This window comes from Sphingobium sp. WTD-1 (genome assembly GCF_030128825.1).
GTDB lineage: Bacteria > Pseudomonadota > Alphaproteobacteria > Sphingomonadales > Sphingomonadaceae > Sphingobium.
On the sequence record NZ_CP119127.1, the window covers coordinates 2,669,255 to 2,684,798 of the forward strand.

The following is a 15,544-nucleotide window of genomic DNA, read 5'->3' on the forward strand; positions in this document are numbered from 1 at the left end:
ATATGGCGGGCGATCCGCCATGGACCGGCAACAAAAGCGCCATGCCATGGCTGTCGCGGCGGAACGCTCAGGTTTCGCCCGTCTGCAGGAACCAGCGATCCGCGCCCTCCAGGCCGATCGCGGTCAGCCGGCCGGAATAATAGGCCCCGGTATCGATGCCGATGCGATTGGCCAGATTTTCGACCTCGGGCGTGATGCTGTGGCCATGGACCACCATCTTGTCATGCCGCCCGCCATGGTTGAGGAAATCGCCGCGTATCCAGCGCAGATCGGAAGGCCGCTGCTCGGCGATCGGCACTCTGGGGCGGATGCCGGCGTGGACGAACAGATAGTCGCCGACCGTCAGATGATCGACGAAGCTGTCGAGGAAGTCGACGTCTGCGCGCGGGATGTGGTTCAGCATCCAGTGGGCAATAGCCCCATCATCCATGTCGGCACTCAGCGAAAGCGGCAGGCCGTAGCTGGCGAGCGTTTCCATGCCGCCGATCCGCCGGAAGAAGCCGACCGCGCCCTGATCGCCACGCGCGGCCATGATGAAAATCTCTTCATGATTGCCCTTGATCAGGCCGATATTGCTGCCCGATCCGTGCAGCGCCCGGACCCGGTCGATCACCTGGGCCGAATGTGGCCCGCGATCGATCAGGTCGCCGAGCAGGATCAGCCGCCGCTGTCGGTCCGGGCGCAGCGCATTGTCGGCCACCAGCATGCCGAGCAACTGGTCGAGCAGGTCGAGCCGGCCATGAATGTCGCCGATCGCATAGATGCGCCAGTCCTGCCCCACGCTGGGAGGCGTGCCGTCCCGGTCATCGGATCGGCGCAGGAATTTCAGCATCGGGAGGGCCATGTGCGCTTCATGGCCCGCGATGCTGCCACAGCGTCACAGGCGCGGCAATGTCACGCCCTGCTGTCCCATATATTTTCCGGCACGGTCGGCATAGCTGACCTCACAGGGCTCGTTGCCCTGCAGGAACAGGAACTGGCATGCGCCTTCATTGGCGTAGATCTTGGCGGGCAGCGGCGTGGTATTGGAAAATTCCAGCGTCACATGGCCTTCCCAGCCCGGTTCCAGCGGCGTGACGTTCACGATGATGCCGCAACGGGCATAGGTCGATTTGCCGAGGCAGATCACCAGCACGTCGCGCGGCACGCGGAAATATTCGACCGTGCGGGCAAGGGCGAAGCTGTTGGGCGGGATGATGCAGACGTCGGTCTTGCGGTCGACGAAGCTGTTGGCGGCGAAATCCTTGGGATCGACCACGGCGCTGTCGACATTGGTGAAGATCTTGAACTCGTCGGCGACGCGCGCGTCATAGCCGTAGGAGGACAGGCCATAGCTGATGCAGCCGTCGCGGCGCTGATTCTCGACGAACGGCTCGATCATGCGGTTCGACTGGGCCTGCTTGCGGATCCAGCGGTCGGAAAGGATGGACATGGGTCTGTCAGCTCTTCTGTGCAGGGGTGATGCCAAGGTCGGCCGGGCCGAAGGCGTGGGGCAGCAGGTCAACGACGCGGTGTTCGACCAGGCCGTCGCCTTCGGGTGCGACGCAATAGATGGCCAGGGTGCGGCCGGCCATCTGTTCGGCCTCGTTGATGACCTGGCGGCATCGGCCACAGGGACTGACGATCGCTTCGCCGCCGACGCTGCCGTCCGCCGCCATGCCGCCGCCGACGACCGCGATTTCCGTGACATCGCGCAGGCGGCCCTGCGCGTTGACGGTCGCCAACGCGACCGTTTCGGCGCACAGCGACAGGCCATAGCTCGCATTTTCGAAATTGCTGCCGGTAACGATGCTGCCATCGGTCAGGCGCACCGCTGCGCCCACGGCAAAGCGGCTATAGGGCGCATGGGCATGGGCCAGCGCGCCGCGTGCTGCCGCGACCAGCGCGGCGATATTCTTGTCTTCTGCACTCATGGTGCCACCACATCCCATCTGATCGGTCCGTCGACGCCGTCGATATGCCGCATGTCGCTGGCTGTCCACATCACCCAGGGACGTTTGGCATAATCGGGCGCGAAGAAATTGCCATCGACCCACAAGGTCCGGTTGATGCCGCTGGCAATGTCATATTGGGCGTCGAAATCCGCGCTGATGTTGAGCAAGGCGGGCTTGCCGGCATGGCTTTCGACCAGATTGACCAGCGTGTTGAGCTCCGACAGCACCTGGTCGCGACCGGGCCGCGTGGCGCAGGACGGATCAAACCCCAGCCGGATGACCGGGGGCAGGGCGGCATTGTCGCGCGGCACAGTGGTCATGAACTGGGTCGCCTGATCGACGGCCTTGGCGCACAGGCTATAGTCCAGCGCCGCGCCATAGCGCATGCCCGCGCTGCGTGCGCCGCGCCAGTTGGCGGCGAACAGCGGGTCGCGCAGGCTGGCGCCCCTGGCCGCGCGAATATAGGCGAAATCCGCTCCCTGCGCCGCCAGCGTGCCCCATTCGATCAAGCCGGTGTCGGATGTCACCGACACGCCCTGGGTCGGATATTCGTCACGTTTCGGAGCCCATCCGCGTGCATAGATCCACAGTGCTGAACCCAGCAGCATGATGATTGCCAGAACCGCCCCCAAGCGGATCAGCAAGCCCCCCAAAGTCAAACGCCCGATGATATTACCCCTTGATGTGCAGGACGCAGATCAGTGTGAACAGGCGGCGCGCGGTGTCGAAATCGACCGCGATCTTCCCCTCCAGCCGCTCCTTCAGCATGTCCGCTGCGTCGTTGTGAATGCCCCGCCGGGCCATGTCGACGGTTTCGATCTGCGCTGGCGAGGCATTGCTGATCGCCTGATAATAGCTGTCGCAGATCGCGAAATATTCCCGGATCGGCCGGCGGAAACGGCCCAAGCCCAGGATGATCGCCTCCAGCGGGCTGTCATCCGCGCGGTTGATCTCGATGACCAGACGCCCTTCCTCGACCCGCAGCACCACCTTGTAAGGGCCGGCATAGCCGTCGGCATGGACGCGCTCGGGCGCGAAATGATTATCCTCCAGCAGGTCGAAAATGGCGATGCGCCGTTCCTGCTCGACATCCGCGTTGCGCCACAAGATGGTGCGCTCGTCGAGCTTGATGTCTATGATGCGCGGATCGGCCATGGCGGGTCTGCTGTCAGTGCGGCGGCGGGCCACGAAAAGCAAGCGGGACTTGTGGCGAGGGAGATGCGGTTGTTTCAACCTTCGCCCTTGCGCGACACGCGTCGTGGCGCGATGAGGGCGCCATGGTCGAACTGGTGAAACTCAACGCAGCCCCCGAAGAGGGCGGGCTGGAACTCCCCCGCAATGTCGAAGCGGAGGCTGCGCTGCTGGGCGCGCTGATGATCGACAATCGCATCGCCGAAGATGTGCAGATCAAGCTGAAGCCGGAGCATTTCTTCGAGCCGCTGCATGGTCGCATCTATGAAGCGGTGATGCGCCTGGTCGAGCGCGACATGATCGCCAATCCAGTGACGCTCAAGCCGATGCTGGAACAGGATCCGGCGCTGAAGGAACTGGGCGGCGCGGCCTATCTGGCGCAACTGACAGGCAATGGCGCGGCACTGCTCGGCGCACGCGACTTCGCGGCCCAGATCTATGACCTCGCCCTGCTTAGGCAGCTGGTCAATGTCGGCCGCGAACTGGTTGAAAATGCGATGGATACCAGCGAGGATGTCAATCCGCGCGAGCAGATCGAGCAGGCCGAAGTCTCGCTCTACAAAGTGTCCGAGGGCGAGGGGGAGACCGGGTCGGTCAAGAGCTTCCTCTCCGCCTCCACCATGGCGGTGCAGGTGGCCGAACGCGCGCTCAACAGCGGCGGCCATGTGTCGGGTATCACCACCGGCATCAACAGCCTCAACGAGAAGATCGGTGGTCTGCACAATTCCGACTTGATGATCCTGGCTGGACGTCCGGGCATGGGCAAGACGTCGCTGGCGACCAATATCGCCTATAATGCGGCGTCGCGCTGGCTGCGCGACCATAGCGACGGCATTCCGCCGGAAAAGAATATGGGCGCCAAGACCGCCTTCTTCAGCCTCGAAATGTCCGCCGACCAGCTCGCCACCCGCGTTCTGGCCGAACAGTCGGGCATCAGCGGCGAAGCGCTGCGTATGGGCAAGATCAGCCGGGCGGATTTCCAGAACCTGTCGCGCGCCGCGCGCGACCTGCAGGAACTGCCGCTGTTCATCGACGACACGCCGGGCCTGACGATCGCAGCGCTGCGCACCCGTGCCCGTCGCCTCAAGCGCCGCCATGATGTCGGCTTCATCGTGGTCGACTATCTCCAACTGCTGCAGGGCACCGGCAAGGGCGACAATCGCGTCAACGAAATTTCGGAAATTTCCCGTGGTTTGAAGACGCTGGCGAAGGAGCTTCATGTGCCGGTGCTGGCGCTGTCGCAGCTCAGCCGTGCGGTGGAACAGCGCGAGGACAAGCGTCCGCAGCTGTCCGACCTTCGCGAATCGGGCTCGATCGAGCAGGACGCGGACATGGTCTGGTTTGTGTTCCGCGAGGATTATTATGTCGCCGCCAAGGAACCGGGCAACAAGGAAGGCCCCGAGCATCAGGAATGGGTGCAGGAGATGGAGCGCATCTACGGCCTCGCCGAAGTGATCGTCGCCAAGCAGCGTCACGGTTCGACCGGCCGTATCCGCATGAAGTTCGACGCCAAGATCACCCGCTTCTCGGACCTGGCCGAGGGCAGTTCCTACCTCGAAGACCTCGAATAAGTGGGCATGGCGGCGGATATGTCCGCCGCCACCCGGTTCAGCCGGCGACGAACGCCTTGAAGACGATGCACAGGCCGATCATGCTGGCGAGATAGGCGAGCGAGCGGACCACCGGCACGCCCAGCCCATAGAGCGGCAGGTAGAGCGCGCGCGACACCAGCCACAGCCAGCCGCCGATCGCCGTCCATTCGCTGGTGCGGCCGGCCACCACCACGCCGAACAGGACGATGATCGCGATCGGGAAGGTTTCCAGGAAATTGGCCTGGGCGCGGACCAGCCGGCCGCCGACAGGATCGAGCGGGGGCAGGTTTTCGTCCCGCGCCCCGGTATTCCATTTCAGGCCATATTGCTTGGTCTTGAGGTGCGCCGCCGCGAAGATATGGACCAGCAGCAAGACGCAGGCCCAGGCCAGGATCTTCAGTTCAACCGCCATCATGCCCTCCCTTGATCGCGGCGGCGCATTGCCATCCGCTTATTTGACGATCGGCAACCATATCGCGCTGGCGCCTGCCGCGCCATATTGCACGCTCTGGGTCGCCGGCTTGTAGTCGCCCGGCTTCGCATCGAAGATCGAGGGTACATAGGTCTGCGGGTTGCGGTCATACACCGGGAACAGGCTGGACTGGATCTGCACCATGATGCGGTGGCCCGGCTTGAACACATGGTTCACGTTCGGAAGGCCGAACTTGTAATTTTCCGCCTTGCCCGGCGTCAGCGCCTGCGGCTTGTCGAAGCCATGGGCGTAGCGGCCACGGAAAATGTCGATGCCGATCGGTAGCTCATAGCCGGCCATCACTGGATTGGCGGTGTTTTCCTCCGGATAGACGTCGATCAGCTTCACCACCCAGTCGCTGTCGGTGCCGCTGGTGGCGGCGAACAGGTCGACCATCGGCTGGCCGGCGATATGGACGTCCTTGTCCAGCACCGGCGTGACATAGGTCAGCACGTCGGGGCGGCCATCGACGAAACGCTGGTCCTTCACCAGCCAGGTGCGCCAGGCCTCATTCTGGTCCTGGTGGATCGGCCGGGGCAGATAGGGGACGGGCTTGGCCGGATCGGAGACATAGGAATCGCTGCCCGCCAATGCCGGCTTGGCCCAGGACAGGCTGTAGCTGGCGCCGAGATAGAGCGGGGTCGGCGTGCCGCCCGGCCATTTGGCGCGAGTTTCCCATTTGTCGATGCCGGTCGCATAGGTGAGCGAGCCGGGCATGGTGTAGCCGGCGGGCGGATTGTCCTTGAGATAATGGTCGAGGAAGGGCTTCATCGTGCCGACGCGGAACTGGCGTCCGGTATCACCCTCGAACTGGAGATCGCCCAGGCTCCGGCCCTCATAATTGACGCCGCTATGGCGCCAGGGGCCGATCACCAGGCTGACCATGTCATTCTTCTTGTCCTGCGGTTCCAGCGCCTTGTAGACGGCCGGGGCGCCATAGCTGTCCTCCTGATCCCACTGGCCCACGACCAGCATGGTCGGCACGGTCAGCGTGCGCTTGGCCAGCAGCTTGTCGACCGCCTGTTCCTGCCAATAGCTGTCATAGGCCGGATGTTCGAGCAGCTTGCGGACCGAGGGGAAGGCGTCGAGGCCATAGGCACGGGCGAAGTCGCCGGCCGATCCGGCGTTCAGCATCGTCGTATATTCATCACCATTGCCCATCGGGATCGCGCCGCCGCCCTTCTTGGCGGTCTGCGACAGGCTGTAGCCGAAGCCGAAATTGCGGAAGGCGCCATTGTGGAACCAGTCGTCACCCATCCAGCCGTCGACCATCGGACTCTGCGGCACGGCGGCCTTCAGCGCGGGATGCGGATCGATCAGCGCCATCAGCGAGGTGAAGCCGGGATAGGAGGAGCCGGTGATGGCGACCTTGCCGTTGGTTTCCGGCACATTCTTCACCAGCCAGTCGATCGTGTCATAGGCGTCGGTGCTGTTATCGACATCGGTCTTGTTGAGGGGGCCACGCAGCGGACGGGTCATGACATAGTCGCCCTCCGATCCGTGCAGGCCGCGCACGTCCTGATAGACGCGGATATAGCCGTCATTGACGAAATCCGCGTCCATGACCGGCAGGATTTCCTCGATTTTCTGGCTGCGGTTGCGGCTGGTCGCCTTGCCCGCATCATAGGGGGTGCGGGTCAGCAGGATGGGGCCGTGGCTCGTGCCCTTGCGCATGACGATGACGGTGAACAGCTTCACCCCGTCGCGCATCGGGATCATCACTTCCTTGCGCACATAGTCGGCCTGCGGCCGCGCCGGATCATAGGCATCGACCTTGTCCGGGGTCATCGGATCGGTCTGGGCGGCGATCGGCGCGGCGAGCGCGGCGATCATCAGGGCGGCAGTCGAAATCTGTGCGGCACGAAGCATGGCGATACCCCTTTGTTCTCTTGTAATCATGCAACGGGTCCGGCCTTGAGGAAAGGCCGGACCCGCTTGTCCGTCATCAGCCCTCGGTGAGGGCGCGGGCGCGATCCTCGATCCGCTTTTCCAGGATCGACAGCGGCATCGCACCTTCCTCAAGAACGGCGTGGAACTGCTTGATATCGAACTTGTCACCCAGCAGCGCCTGCGCCTTTTCGCGCGCCTTGGTCCAGCTGCCATGGCCGACCTTGTAGCTGGTCGCCTGGCCCGGCTGGGTGCAGTAGCGCTCGACCTCGCGCTGGCAGCGGGGGCGGGCAAAGCCGGTCTTTTCGACCATATAGTCGGTGGCCTGCTTGACGCTCCACTGCTTGGAATGAATGCCGGTGTCGACCACCAGGCGGGCGGCGCGGAACAGGAAGGACTGGAGATAGCCGGCGCGATCGATCGGCGTCGCATAGCCGCCCAGCTCGTCGGCCAGCTGCTCGGCATAGAGCGCCCAGCCTTCGCTATAGGCGCTCATGAAGGCGACCTTGCGCAGCATCGGCACGTCACCGGCAGTCTGCGCGGTCGAAATCTGGAGATGATGACCGGGCACGCCTTCATGATAGGTGAGGGCGGGCAGGCCATATTTCGGCCAGTCGCCGACATCCTTCAGGTTGATGAAGTAGATGGCCGGGCGCGAACCGTCGAGCGCAGCGCGGTTATAATAGCCGTTGGAGGCGCCATCCTGGATCTCGACCGGCACCGCGCGGATTTCGAGCGGCGTGTTGGGGATGGTCGTGAACGCCTGGGGCAGCTTCGCCTTCATGGCGTCGAGATCGCGGTTGAGCTGGGCAAGCAGGGCGGCGCGGCCGTCCGGGCTGTCGGCATAGAGCTGGGCCGGGTCGACGTTGAGCGCGGCGAGCTTTTCGCCGACGCTGCCCTTGGTGAAACCGGCGCCGTTCAGGATCACGTCCAGCTTGGCACTGATGTCGGCAACCTGTTCCAGTCCCATGGCGTGGATCTGATCGGCGCTAAGATCGGTGGTGGTCGCCTGCTTGAGCGCCGCCGCATAGATTTCGTTGCCGCGCGGGGTCCGCCATACGCCGTCGCCGGCGGCGGTCTTGGGCTTCAACGCCTCGATCGCGGCGATCTGTTCGTCGAGCGCGGGATAGATCGCCTTTTCGACGATGGCGGCGGCCTGTGCCTGCCAGTCACCGGCCACGCCCTTGGCCGCGGCGCGCTTCACCAGCGACTGGACCAGGCTGCTGGTCGCGGCGGGCTGGCCACGCAATTTCTTCATCTGGCCAAGCGTCAGGTCGAGCGACCAGCCGGGGGCGAGATAGCCGCGCGCGGCCTCGTCCCGCTGCAGCGCGGTGTCTGTCCGCAGGTTCCGGGCAAAGGCGTCGAGCCGGGCGACATAGGCCTCGCAATCACCGGCCGTGTTGATGGTGTGTGCGGTGTTCAGGAAATCCGGCGTCTGGAAATAGCTGCCGCCCTGCTGGAAGATGCGATAGGGACGCTGGACGCTGTTGAGGCCGAACTTGGCCGGCGCGACGGTCTGCTGGTCGAGCGAATAGAGGATGACCTCCAGGTTCAGGCGCTGCGCATCCGACAGGGCGGCGCCCTCATAACCCTTGAACTCCTTGATCGCGGCCTGGGTGGCGGCCAGTTTCTTCATCGTGCCCGACTTGCTATTGTCGTCGAGCTGGCTCTTGGCGGCGGAGCGCGCGCCCTTGTCGAGGCCGAGGCTGGTGACCATGGCCGGCGACAGGTCGAGCTGGCGCTCGAAGGCGGTGGCGAAGGCGGCCGACAGGCGCGCATCGTCGGCGCCGGCCGCCTGGGCGAATGCGCGGGGCGTGGCGGTGGCGAGCGCGACCGCGCCCGAGGAAAGCAGGAATTGACGACGATCCATGGGGCGACTCCCTTAAGTCCCGTTGGAAAGGGGGAGTGTATTGCGCTGCTGACACGACAGGTCCAGCGCGCGCCTGCGCTTGTTACGCAATGTTACAATAAGATAGGGGACGGGCGCCCCGCAGGGCGCCCGGTGAGATCAGAAGGCAGGCAGATTTGCCGGGTCTTCCGGATCAATGACGGGAATAGGCGAAACCGGCGAATGGATGCCGCATTCCACCTTGTCCCATCCGCGCCAACGACCGGCACGCGGATCTTCGCCCGGCAGAACCTTCGACGTGCAGGGTTCGCAGCCGATCGACAGATAGCCCTGTGCCTCCAGCGGATGGCGCGGCAGTTGTTCGGCCTCGAAATAAGCTTCCAGATCGGTCTTGGTCCAGTCGCCGAGCGGATTGATCTTCAGCCGGCCGTCCTCGACCTCGAAGCGGGGCAGATTCTGGCGCGTGACCGACTGGAATGCCTTGCGGCCCGAAATCCAGGCGTCCAGGCTCGCCTTGGCGCGCTTCATCGGCTCGACCTTGCGGATTTCGCAGCAGCCGTCGGGATCATAGGACCAGCGCAGGCCGGTCTCATCCTTCTTGGCCAGCACTGCGGCGTCGGGCGCGACGACGCTGCTGTTGGTGAAGCCCAGCCGCGCGACCAGCGTGTCGCGATAGTTGAGCGTTTCGGCGAACATCTTCTGCGTGTCGACGAAGATTACCGGGATGGCCTTGTCGGCCTTGGCCACCAGATCGAGCAGCACCGCGCTTTCCGTGCCGAAGGAGGAGACGACGCCGACATTGCCGGCGAGGCCTTCCGCGAACACGGTCTTGAGCATGGTCAGCGTATCGACGCCCTCGAAGCGCGCGTTGAGCGCATCGGCATCCCCCTGGGTAAAGACGGGGCGGGCATCGATCACATCTACTAGCCGCTCTGGGATCTGGCGGGCAGGTTCAGCCATCAATTTTCTCCGGATGCCGTTTCGCCCAGACGGGCTGACGGCCATCGATCGTCTTCTGATAGACGTCGGCATAGCGGGTGAGCGCACGCTCCACGGCGGCGTCATCCAGGGCTTTGGCGGGGTGGAAACTGTCGAAGCCGCAGCGGCGCATGGCGTTGATCTGGTCGACCAGCACGTCGCCCACGGCGCGCAATTCGCCCTGATAGCCCGATTCCCGCAGGATGCGCGCGGCCGAATAGCCGCGCCCGTCGCCATAGGCCGGGAAGTTTACCTCCACCAGTGAGAGGCGATCGAGATGCGGCAGCAGTTCGCGCGCATCCTCGCCCGGCTCGATGCGAACGGCGGTGGCGTTGGACTGGCCGGTGAAGGATTCGACCGTGACAGCCGGCTCCTGCGCGGCTTCACCGTCGCGGAAGGAGAGGAACTCAACCATAGATCGCCTCCTTGAAGGGCTTCATGCCGATGCGGCGATAAGTGTCGAGGAAACGCTCCCCGTCGGTGCGTTCGGCCAGATAAATGTCCGTGACCTTCTCGATTGCGTCGACCACGCCATCTTCGGAGAAACCGGGGCCGGTGATCTGGCCGAGCGACGCATCCTCCGCGCCCGATCCTCCGAGCAGCAGCTGGAAATTCTCCACGCCCTTACGGTCCACGCCCAAAATGCCGATATGGCCGGCATGATGATGGCCGCAGGCATTGATGCAGCCCGAAATCTTGAGCTTCAGCTCGCCCAGTTCGGCCTGACGCGCGTTGTCGGCGAAGCGCTGCGCGATCTTCTGCGCCAGCGGGATCGAGCGGGCGTTGGCCAGCGCGCAATAATCAAGGCCAGGGCAGGCGATGATGTCGGTGATGAGGTCCAGATTGGCCTCGGCCAGTCCCGCTTCGTCCAGCTGTTGCCAGATGGCGTAGAGATCGGCCTTCTTCACATGCGGCAGGACCAGGTTCTGCGCATGGGTGACGCGCAGTTCGTCGAGGCTATACTGTTCGGCCAGCGAGGCGACCAGTTCGATCTGCTCGGCCGACGCGTCGCCCGGAATGCCGGTCAGCGGCTTCAGGCTGATATTGACGATCGCATAGCCCGGCTGCTTGTGCGTTGCGACCTGACGGTCGACCCACAGGGCGAAGGCCGGATCGGCACGGTCGATCTCTTCGGAGAGGCCCGTTTCATAGGCCGGGTTGGCGAAGAAGGCGCGGATGCGATCCAGTTCCTCGGTCGGCGGGTTGAGGCCCAGTTCGCGCATATGGGCGAACTCTTCCTCGACCTGGCGCTTATATTCCTCGACGCCGATCTCATGGACCAGGATCTTGATCCGGGCCTTGTACTTGTTGTCGCGGCGACCGTAGCGATTATAGACGCGCAGGCAGGCCTCCAGATAGGAGACGATCTCCTCCTCCGGCACGAAATCCCTGATCTGCGGCGCGACCATCGGGGTACGGCCCATGCCGCCGCCAGCATAGACTTCGGCGCCGATGACGCCATCCTTCGACACCAGCTTCAGGCCGATATCGTGCAGGCGCATCGCCGCGCGATCATCGTCGCTGGCAATCACGCAAATCTTGAACTTGCGCGGCAGGTAGGTGAATTCCGGGTGGAAGCTCGACCATTGACGCAGCAGTTCGGCCCAGGGGCGGGGGTCCGCCACCTCGTCGGCGGAGACGCCGGCATATTGGTCGGAACTGATGTTGCGGATGCAGTTGCCGCTGGTCTGGATGGCGTGCATCTCCACCGTCGCCAGTTCGGCGAGGATGTCGGGCGCATCGGCCAGCTTGATCCAGTTATATTGCAGATTCTGGCGCGTGGTGAAGTGGCCATAGCCCTTGTCATATTTCGCCGCGATCTCGCCCAGCTTGCGCATCTGCTTGCCGCTGAGCGTGCCATAGGGGATGGCGACGCGCAGCATATAGGCGTGCAGCTGAAGATAGAGGCCGTTCATCAGCCGCAGCGGCTTGAACTGATCCTCGGTTAGGGCGCCGGTCAGGCGGCGCTGCACCTGGTCGCGAAATTCATCGACGCGGGCGTCGACGATGGACTGGTCGTAGCTGTCGTAGCGATACATGTCAGATCACCCAGTTGCCGGCGTCGGCGTCATTCGGTTTGAGATTGAGGTCGGGGCGCACCGTGGGGCCAAGCGCGCGAATGCGGTCCTTGATATGGGCCGGGCGCACGCCTTCGTCGGTGACGGTCGCGTCGATCACATAGGCGCCGACGACGCGCAGCGCCGCTTCCTCGGTGCGGGCGAGGTCGTCGCCCTGTTCGCCGACATCGGCGCTGTCGCCGACCTGGCGCGACCAGCCATCGCCGGCCCACCAGATGACATCACCGGTCACCAGATCATTGCCCGTCAGGATCTTCACGAACGCATCTCCGAAATACTCTCCCCTTTTGCCGCCCAGTCCGCCAGCACATCGCGTGCCAGGGCATGGGCTGCTACGTCGCCGACCACGATCAGGGCCGGGCTTTTGACATCTTCACGCGCCACCATGTCGCCCAGATCGGCGAGCAGGGTGCGCAGGCTGCGCATATCGGCGCGCGTGCCATTTTCCAGCACCGCGACCGGGATTGCCGGCGACACGCCGTCGGCCATCAGCTTGTCGGCGATGTCGGCGGCGGTCGCGACGCCCATATAGATGACGAGCGTGCGGCCTTTTCCCGCAAGGCCCGACCAATCCTGATCCGTCAGCCCCTTGCACTGGCCGGCAACGAAGCTGACCGCGCTCGACGCTTCGCGATGGCTCAGCGGCAGTTGCGCCTGGGCGGCGGCGCCGATCGCGGCGCTAATCCCCGGCACGACCTCGACCGGTACGCCGGCGGCGCGGCAGGCATCCACTTCCTCGCCACCACGGCCGAAGATGAAGGGGTCGCCACCCTTCAGGCGGACGACCGGCTCGCCAGCCAGGGCAAAGCGGACCAGCAGGGCGTTGATCGCCTCCTGCGGCATGGAGTGGCGGCTGCGCTGCTTGGCGACCGAGACCAGTTCGGTCTGCGGGCCGGCCAGCGCCAATATGTCGTCGGACACCAGCCCGTCATGCACGATCAGGCGCGCGTCGCGGATCAGGCGCACGGCCTTGATGGTCAGCAGTTCCGGGTCGCCCGGTCCCGCGCCCACCAGGTGGACGGTAGCAGGTGCAATGTCAGCCATGCTCGCCACATGGCGAAAGGGCGGCGGAGTTTCAATTCAGAATGGATATGGAGGGGCTTAGGAAAAGTTTTGTCCAGTAGCCGGGTTGTCAATCGCCCATGGCGCTGACGTCGATGTCCTTGAGGCCGATGCCGATGGTGGCGCGGGGCTGTTCGATCTCGGCGGAAGCGACCGGATAGGCGCAATAATCGGCGGCATAATAGGCGCTGGGGCGGTGGTTGCCGGATACGCCGACGCCGCCGAACGGCGCGGTGCCCGACGCGCCATTGGTCGGGCGGTTCCAGTTGATCACGCCGGCGCGGACATTGCCCCAGAATTGCGCATATTGTTCGGGACTGCCGCCGATGAGCGAGGCGGACAGGCCGTAGCGGCTGCTATTGGCCTCGGCGATGGCGGTTTCGAAATCGGGCACGCGCACGATCTGGAGCAGCGGACCGAATAGCTCGACATCGGGCCGTTCCGTCATCGCGGTCACGTCGATGATCGCGGGCGTCAGGAAGGGTAGGCCCTTTTGCGGCCGGACCATATGCTTGATCGGCCGGCCGCCATGGCTCATCAGATAGAGGAAGCTTTCGGTCAGGCCATCGGCGGTCGGATTGTCGATGACCGGCCCCATATAGGGCTGCGGATCGGCATGGGGGTGATCGACGATCAGCCTGTCGGCGACCTTCTTGACCTCCGCGATCAGGGCGTCGGCCATGGCGTCGCGCACGATCAGCCGGCTGGCGGCGGTGCAGCGCTGGCCGCTCGACAGGAAGGCGGACTGGATCACCAGCGCGGCGGCGGCGCCGATTTCCGGCGTGTCCCAGACGACCAGCGGATTGTTGCCGCCCATTTCGAGCGCGAGGATCTTGCCTGGCTGGGTCGCGAACTGGCGGTTGATGGCGATGCCGGTCTGGGCCGATCCGGTGAACAATATGCCCGCGACATCGGCATGGGCGGCCAGCGCCTTGCCTTCCTCCGCGCCGCCGAGCAGCAACTGGACGGCATCGGTCGGGACGCCTGCCTCATGATAGAAGCGCACCAGCATCTCGCCGACCGCCGGGGTCTTTTCCGATGGCTTGAAGATGACGGCATTGCCCGCCAGCAGCGCGGGGATGATGTGGCCATTGGGGAGATGGGCCGGGAAATTATAGGGGCCAAGCACTGCCATCACGCCATGGGGCTTGTGCCGCACCGACTGGCGGGCGCCCAGATTGGCCTCCAGCCGGCGCTGGCCGGTGCGTTCGGAATAGGCAGCGACCGACGTGTCGATCTTGGCCATGACCGCCGTCACCTCGGTCCGGGCGTCCCATAGCGGCTTTCCGGTTTCGCGGGCGATCAGGTCGGCCAGTTCCTCCTCATGGGCGCGCACGACATTGACGAAGCGGCGCAGCGTTTCGATGCGGAAGGCGACCGGCTGCGCGGCCCAGCGCGGCCAGCCGGAGCGGGCGCGGGCGACGATATCGTCCACGTCGCCGCTTTCGCCCTGCCATAGCAGGGCGCCGGTCGCGGGTTCATGGGACGTCAGCGCGGCGGACATGGTGCAGGATATGGCCGAAAATGGTTAATGAAGGAAGAGCGGGGCGGGGAGGGCGCTCTTCTACGTTCGGCCAATAGGAAATGTTCCGCTTAACTTCCCATATTTCCCGCAGATTTCGACATTTAAGAACCGAAGTTGGAAATTTTATGATGCTGGGCCGATCCGGCCGGGGTGGGCGCCCATGCCGGATCGATCCTGTACCATCCGGCCGTCGAATAGGACAGCGCGGCCGCCTGCAAGCGGCGCTCAGAAGCCGTAGCGGATCGACATTTCGGCGCTGCGCCGGGCTTCTTCGTTGCGAACCGCGGCAAGATTGGCCGGCGCCGTCCGATCGGTCAGGCGGTGGAGCAGGAACTGGCCGAAGCTCCATTCGCCCAGGTCCGACGCGGCGTTGATATGGCCGCTTTCGCCCGCGTCGGCGAACTGGCTGCCCCAGAATTGGGCGAGCCGCCGGGCGCTGGCAAAGTCGATATAGGGATCGTTGCGGCTGGCGACGACGATCGAGGGGAAGGGGAGTAGCCCCTTGGGCGTGGGGCCGAAGCCGACGAGGCGGCGGTCGACCGCGCCGCTGTCCACTTCCGGCGGCGCGACCAGCAGGGCGCCGGCCACCTTGTCCCGCAACTGTCCGGTTTCGAACGCTGCCCACCAGGCGACCGCATGGCAGCCAAGGCTGTGTGCGGCCAGGATCACCGGCCCGTCGACCTGGGCGATGGCATGGCCCAGGTTGGTGATCCAGGCGTTGCGATGAGGCGCGTCCCAACTGCCCAGTTCGACCCGATGGCAGTCGGTAAGTGCCTTTTCCCAAAGGCTTTGCCAATGGCCCGGACCACTGTTCATCAGGCCGGGCACGGTCAGGATGGTGGGGGTCTGGTCATCCGACAGGGTGTGAATCGTCATCTGTACCTCCAAATCTATGGGGCGATTTTATCACTACCAATTTGATTGACAATAAAGCTTTGCTGATGCGTGGCGAAGCTGCGGTGGATTACATCGCGCG

The 15,544-nt window shown here is 64.4% G+C and carries 16 protein-coding genes; 1 reads left to right on the forward strand and 15 read right to left on the reverse strand.

Going from position 1 to position 15,544, the window contains the following annotated elements; translation table 11 throughout:
* Positions 1 to 67: 67 nt before the first annotated feature.
* The 5 genes from N6H05_RS13310 to N6H05_RS13330 form a co-directional block, all read right to left on the reverse strand.
* Positions 68 to 844 (reverse strand): metallophosphoesterase family protein, encoded by a 777-nt coding sequence (locus tag N6H05_RS13310; protein ID WP_284109946.1) that lies wholly within the window; start codon positions 842 to 844, stop codon positions 68 to 70.
* A gap of 33 nt (positions 845 to 877) precedes the next feature.
* A complete protein-coding gene (gene dcd / locus N6H05_RS13315) occupies positions 878 to 1,432 on the reverse strand; it encodes a dCTP deaminase (protein ID WP_004212213.1) in 555 nt (184 codons plus the stop codon).
* Positions 1,433 to 1,439: 7 nt separating this feature from the next.
* Positions 1,440 to 1,913 carry a cytidine deaminase gene (locus N6H05_RS13320; protein ID WP_284109947.1) on the reverse strand — a complete coding sequence of 158 codons (474 nt, stop codon included), beginning with the start codon at positions 1,911 to 1,913 and terminating at the stop codon, positions 1,440 to 1,442.
* Positions 1,910 to 2,542 carry a GH25 family lysozyme gene (locus tag N6H05_RS13325; protein ID WP_284114231.1) on the reverse strand — a complete coding sequence of 211 codons (633 nt, stop codon included), beginning with the start codon at positions 2,540 to 2,542 and terminating at the stop codon, positions 1,910 to 1,912. Before N6H05_RS13325 ends, N6H05_RS13320 begins: the two co-directional genes overlap by 4 nt.
* A gap of 64 nt (positions 2,543 to 2,606) precedes the next feature.
* Positions 2,607 to 3,089 (reverse strand): UPF0262 family protein, encoded by a 483-nt coding sequence (locus N6H05_RS13330; protein WP_010339983.1) that lies wholly within the window; start codon positions 3,087 to 3,089, stop codon positions 2,607 to 2,609.
* Positions 3,090 to 3,211: 122 nt separating this feature from the next.
* Here N6H05_RS13330 and N6H05_RS13335 point away from each other — a divergent pair, with 122 nt between their 5' ends.
* Positions 3,212 to 4,696 carry a replicative DNA helicase gene (locus N6H05_RS13335; protein WP_284109948.1) on the forward strand — a complete coding sequence of 495 codons (1,485 nt, stop codon included), beginning with the start codon at positions 3,212 to 3,214 and terminating at the stop codon, positions 4,694 to 4,696.
* Positions 4,697 to 4,733: 37 nt separating this feature from the next.
* Here N6H05_RS13335 and N6H05_RS13340 read toward each other — a convergent pair whose 3' ends face one another.
* From N6H05_RS13340 to N6H05_RS13385, 10 genes are all read right to left on the reverse strand, one after another.
* The gene (locus N6H05_RS13340) at positions 4,734 to 5,129 is read right to left on the reverse strand and encodes an MAPEG family protein (RefSeq protein WP_004212218.1); all 396 of its coding nucleotides are present in this window, start codon (positions 5,127 to 5,129) and stop codon (positions 4,734 to 4,736) included.
* 39 nt (positions 5,130 to 5,168) lie between these two features.
* Positions 5,169 to 7,058: a CocE/NonD family hydrolase gene (locus tag N6H05_RS13345; protein ID WP_284109949.1), complete on the reverse strand. Its 1,890-nt coding sequence runs from the start codon at positions 7,056 to 7,058 to the stop codon at positions 5,169 to 5,171.
* 76 nt (positions 7,059 to 7,134) lie between these two features.
* Positions 7,135 to 8,946, reverse strand: a complete 1,812-nt coding sequence (locus tag N6H05_RS13350) for a DUF885 domain-containing protein (RefSeq protein ID WP_284109950.1) — start codon at positions 8,944 to 8,946, stop codon at positions 7,135 to 7,137.
* A gap of 138 nt (positions 8,947 to 9,084) precedes the next feature.
* On the reverse strand, positions 9,085 to 9,885 hold the full coding sequence (locus tag N6H05_RS13355; protein ID WP_284109951.1) for a phosphoadenylyl-sulfate reductase: 801 nt from the start codon (positions 9,883 to 9,885) through the stop codon (positions 9,085 to 9,087).
* Positions 9,878 to 10,318 (reverse strand): DUF934 domain-containing protein, encoded by a 441-nt coding sequence (locus N6H05_RS13360; RefSeq protein ID WP_004212223.1) that lies wholly within the window; start codon positions 10,316 to 10,318, stop codon positions 9,878 to 9,880. Before N6H05_RS13360 ends, N6H05_RS13355 begins: the two co-directional genes overlap by 8 nt.
* Positions 10,311 to 11,942, reverse strand: a complete 1,632-nt coding sequence (locus N6H05_RS13365; RefSeq protein WP_284109952.1) for a nitrite/sulfite reductase — start codon at positions 11,940 to 11,942, stop codon at positions 10,311 to 10,313. The genes N6H05_RS13360 and N6H05_RS13365 overlap by 8 nt, the downstream gene beginning before the upstream one ends.
* Before the next feature lies 1 nt (position 11,943).
* The gene (locus tag N6H05_RS13370) at positions 11,944 to 12,240 is read right to left on the reverse strand and encodes a DUF2849 domain-containing protein (RefSeq protein ID WP_004212225.1); all 297 of its coding nucleotides are present in this window, start codon (positions 12,238 to 12,240) and stop codon (positions 11,944 to 11,946) included.
* Positions 12,237 to 13,025, reverse strand: coding sequence for a uroporphyrinogen-III C-methyltransferase (gene cobA, locus N6H05_RS13375; RefSeq protein ID WP_284109953.1), 789 nt, complete (start codon positions 13,023 to 13,025; stop codon positions 12,237 to 12,239). Before cobA ends, N6H05_RS13370 begins: the two co-directional genes overlap by 4 nt.
* A gap of 88 nt (positions 13,026 to 13,113) precedes the next feature.
* Positions 13,114 to 14,547, reverse strand: a complete 1,434-nt coding sequence (gene astD, locus N6H05_RS13380) for a succinylglutamate-semialdehyde dehydrogenase (protein WP_284109954.1) — start codon at positions 14,545 to 14,547, stop codon at positions 13,114 to 13,116.
* A 246-nt stretch (positions 14,548 to 14,793) separates the two neighbouring features.
* Positions 14,794 to 15,444, reverse strand: a complete 651-nt coding sequence (locus N6H05_RS13385) for an RBBP9/YdeN family alpha/beta hydrolase (RefSeq protein WP_284109955.1) — start codon at positions 15,442 to 15,444, stop codon at positions 14,794 to 14,796.
* Positions 15,445 to 15,544 lie beyond the last annotated feature (100 nt).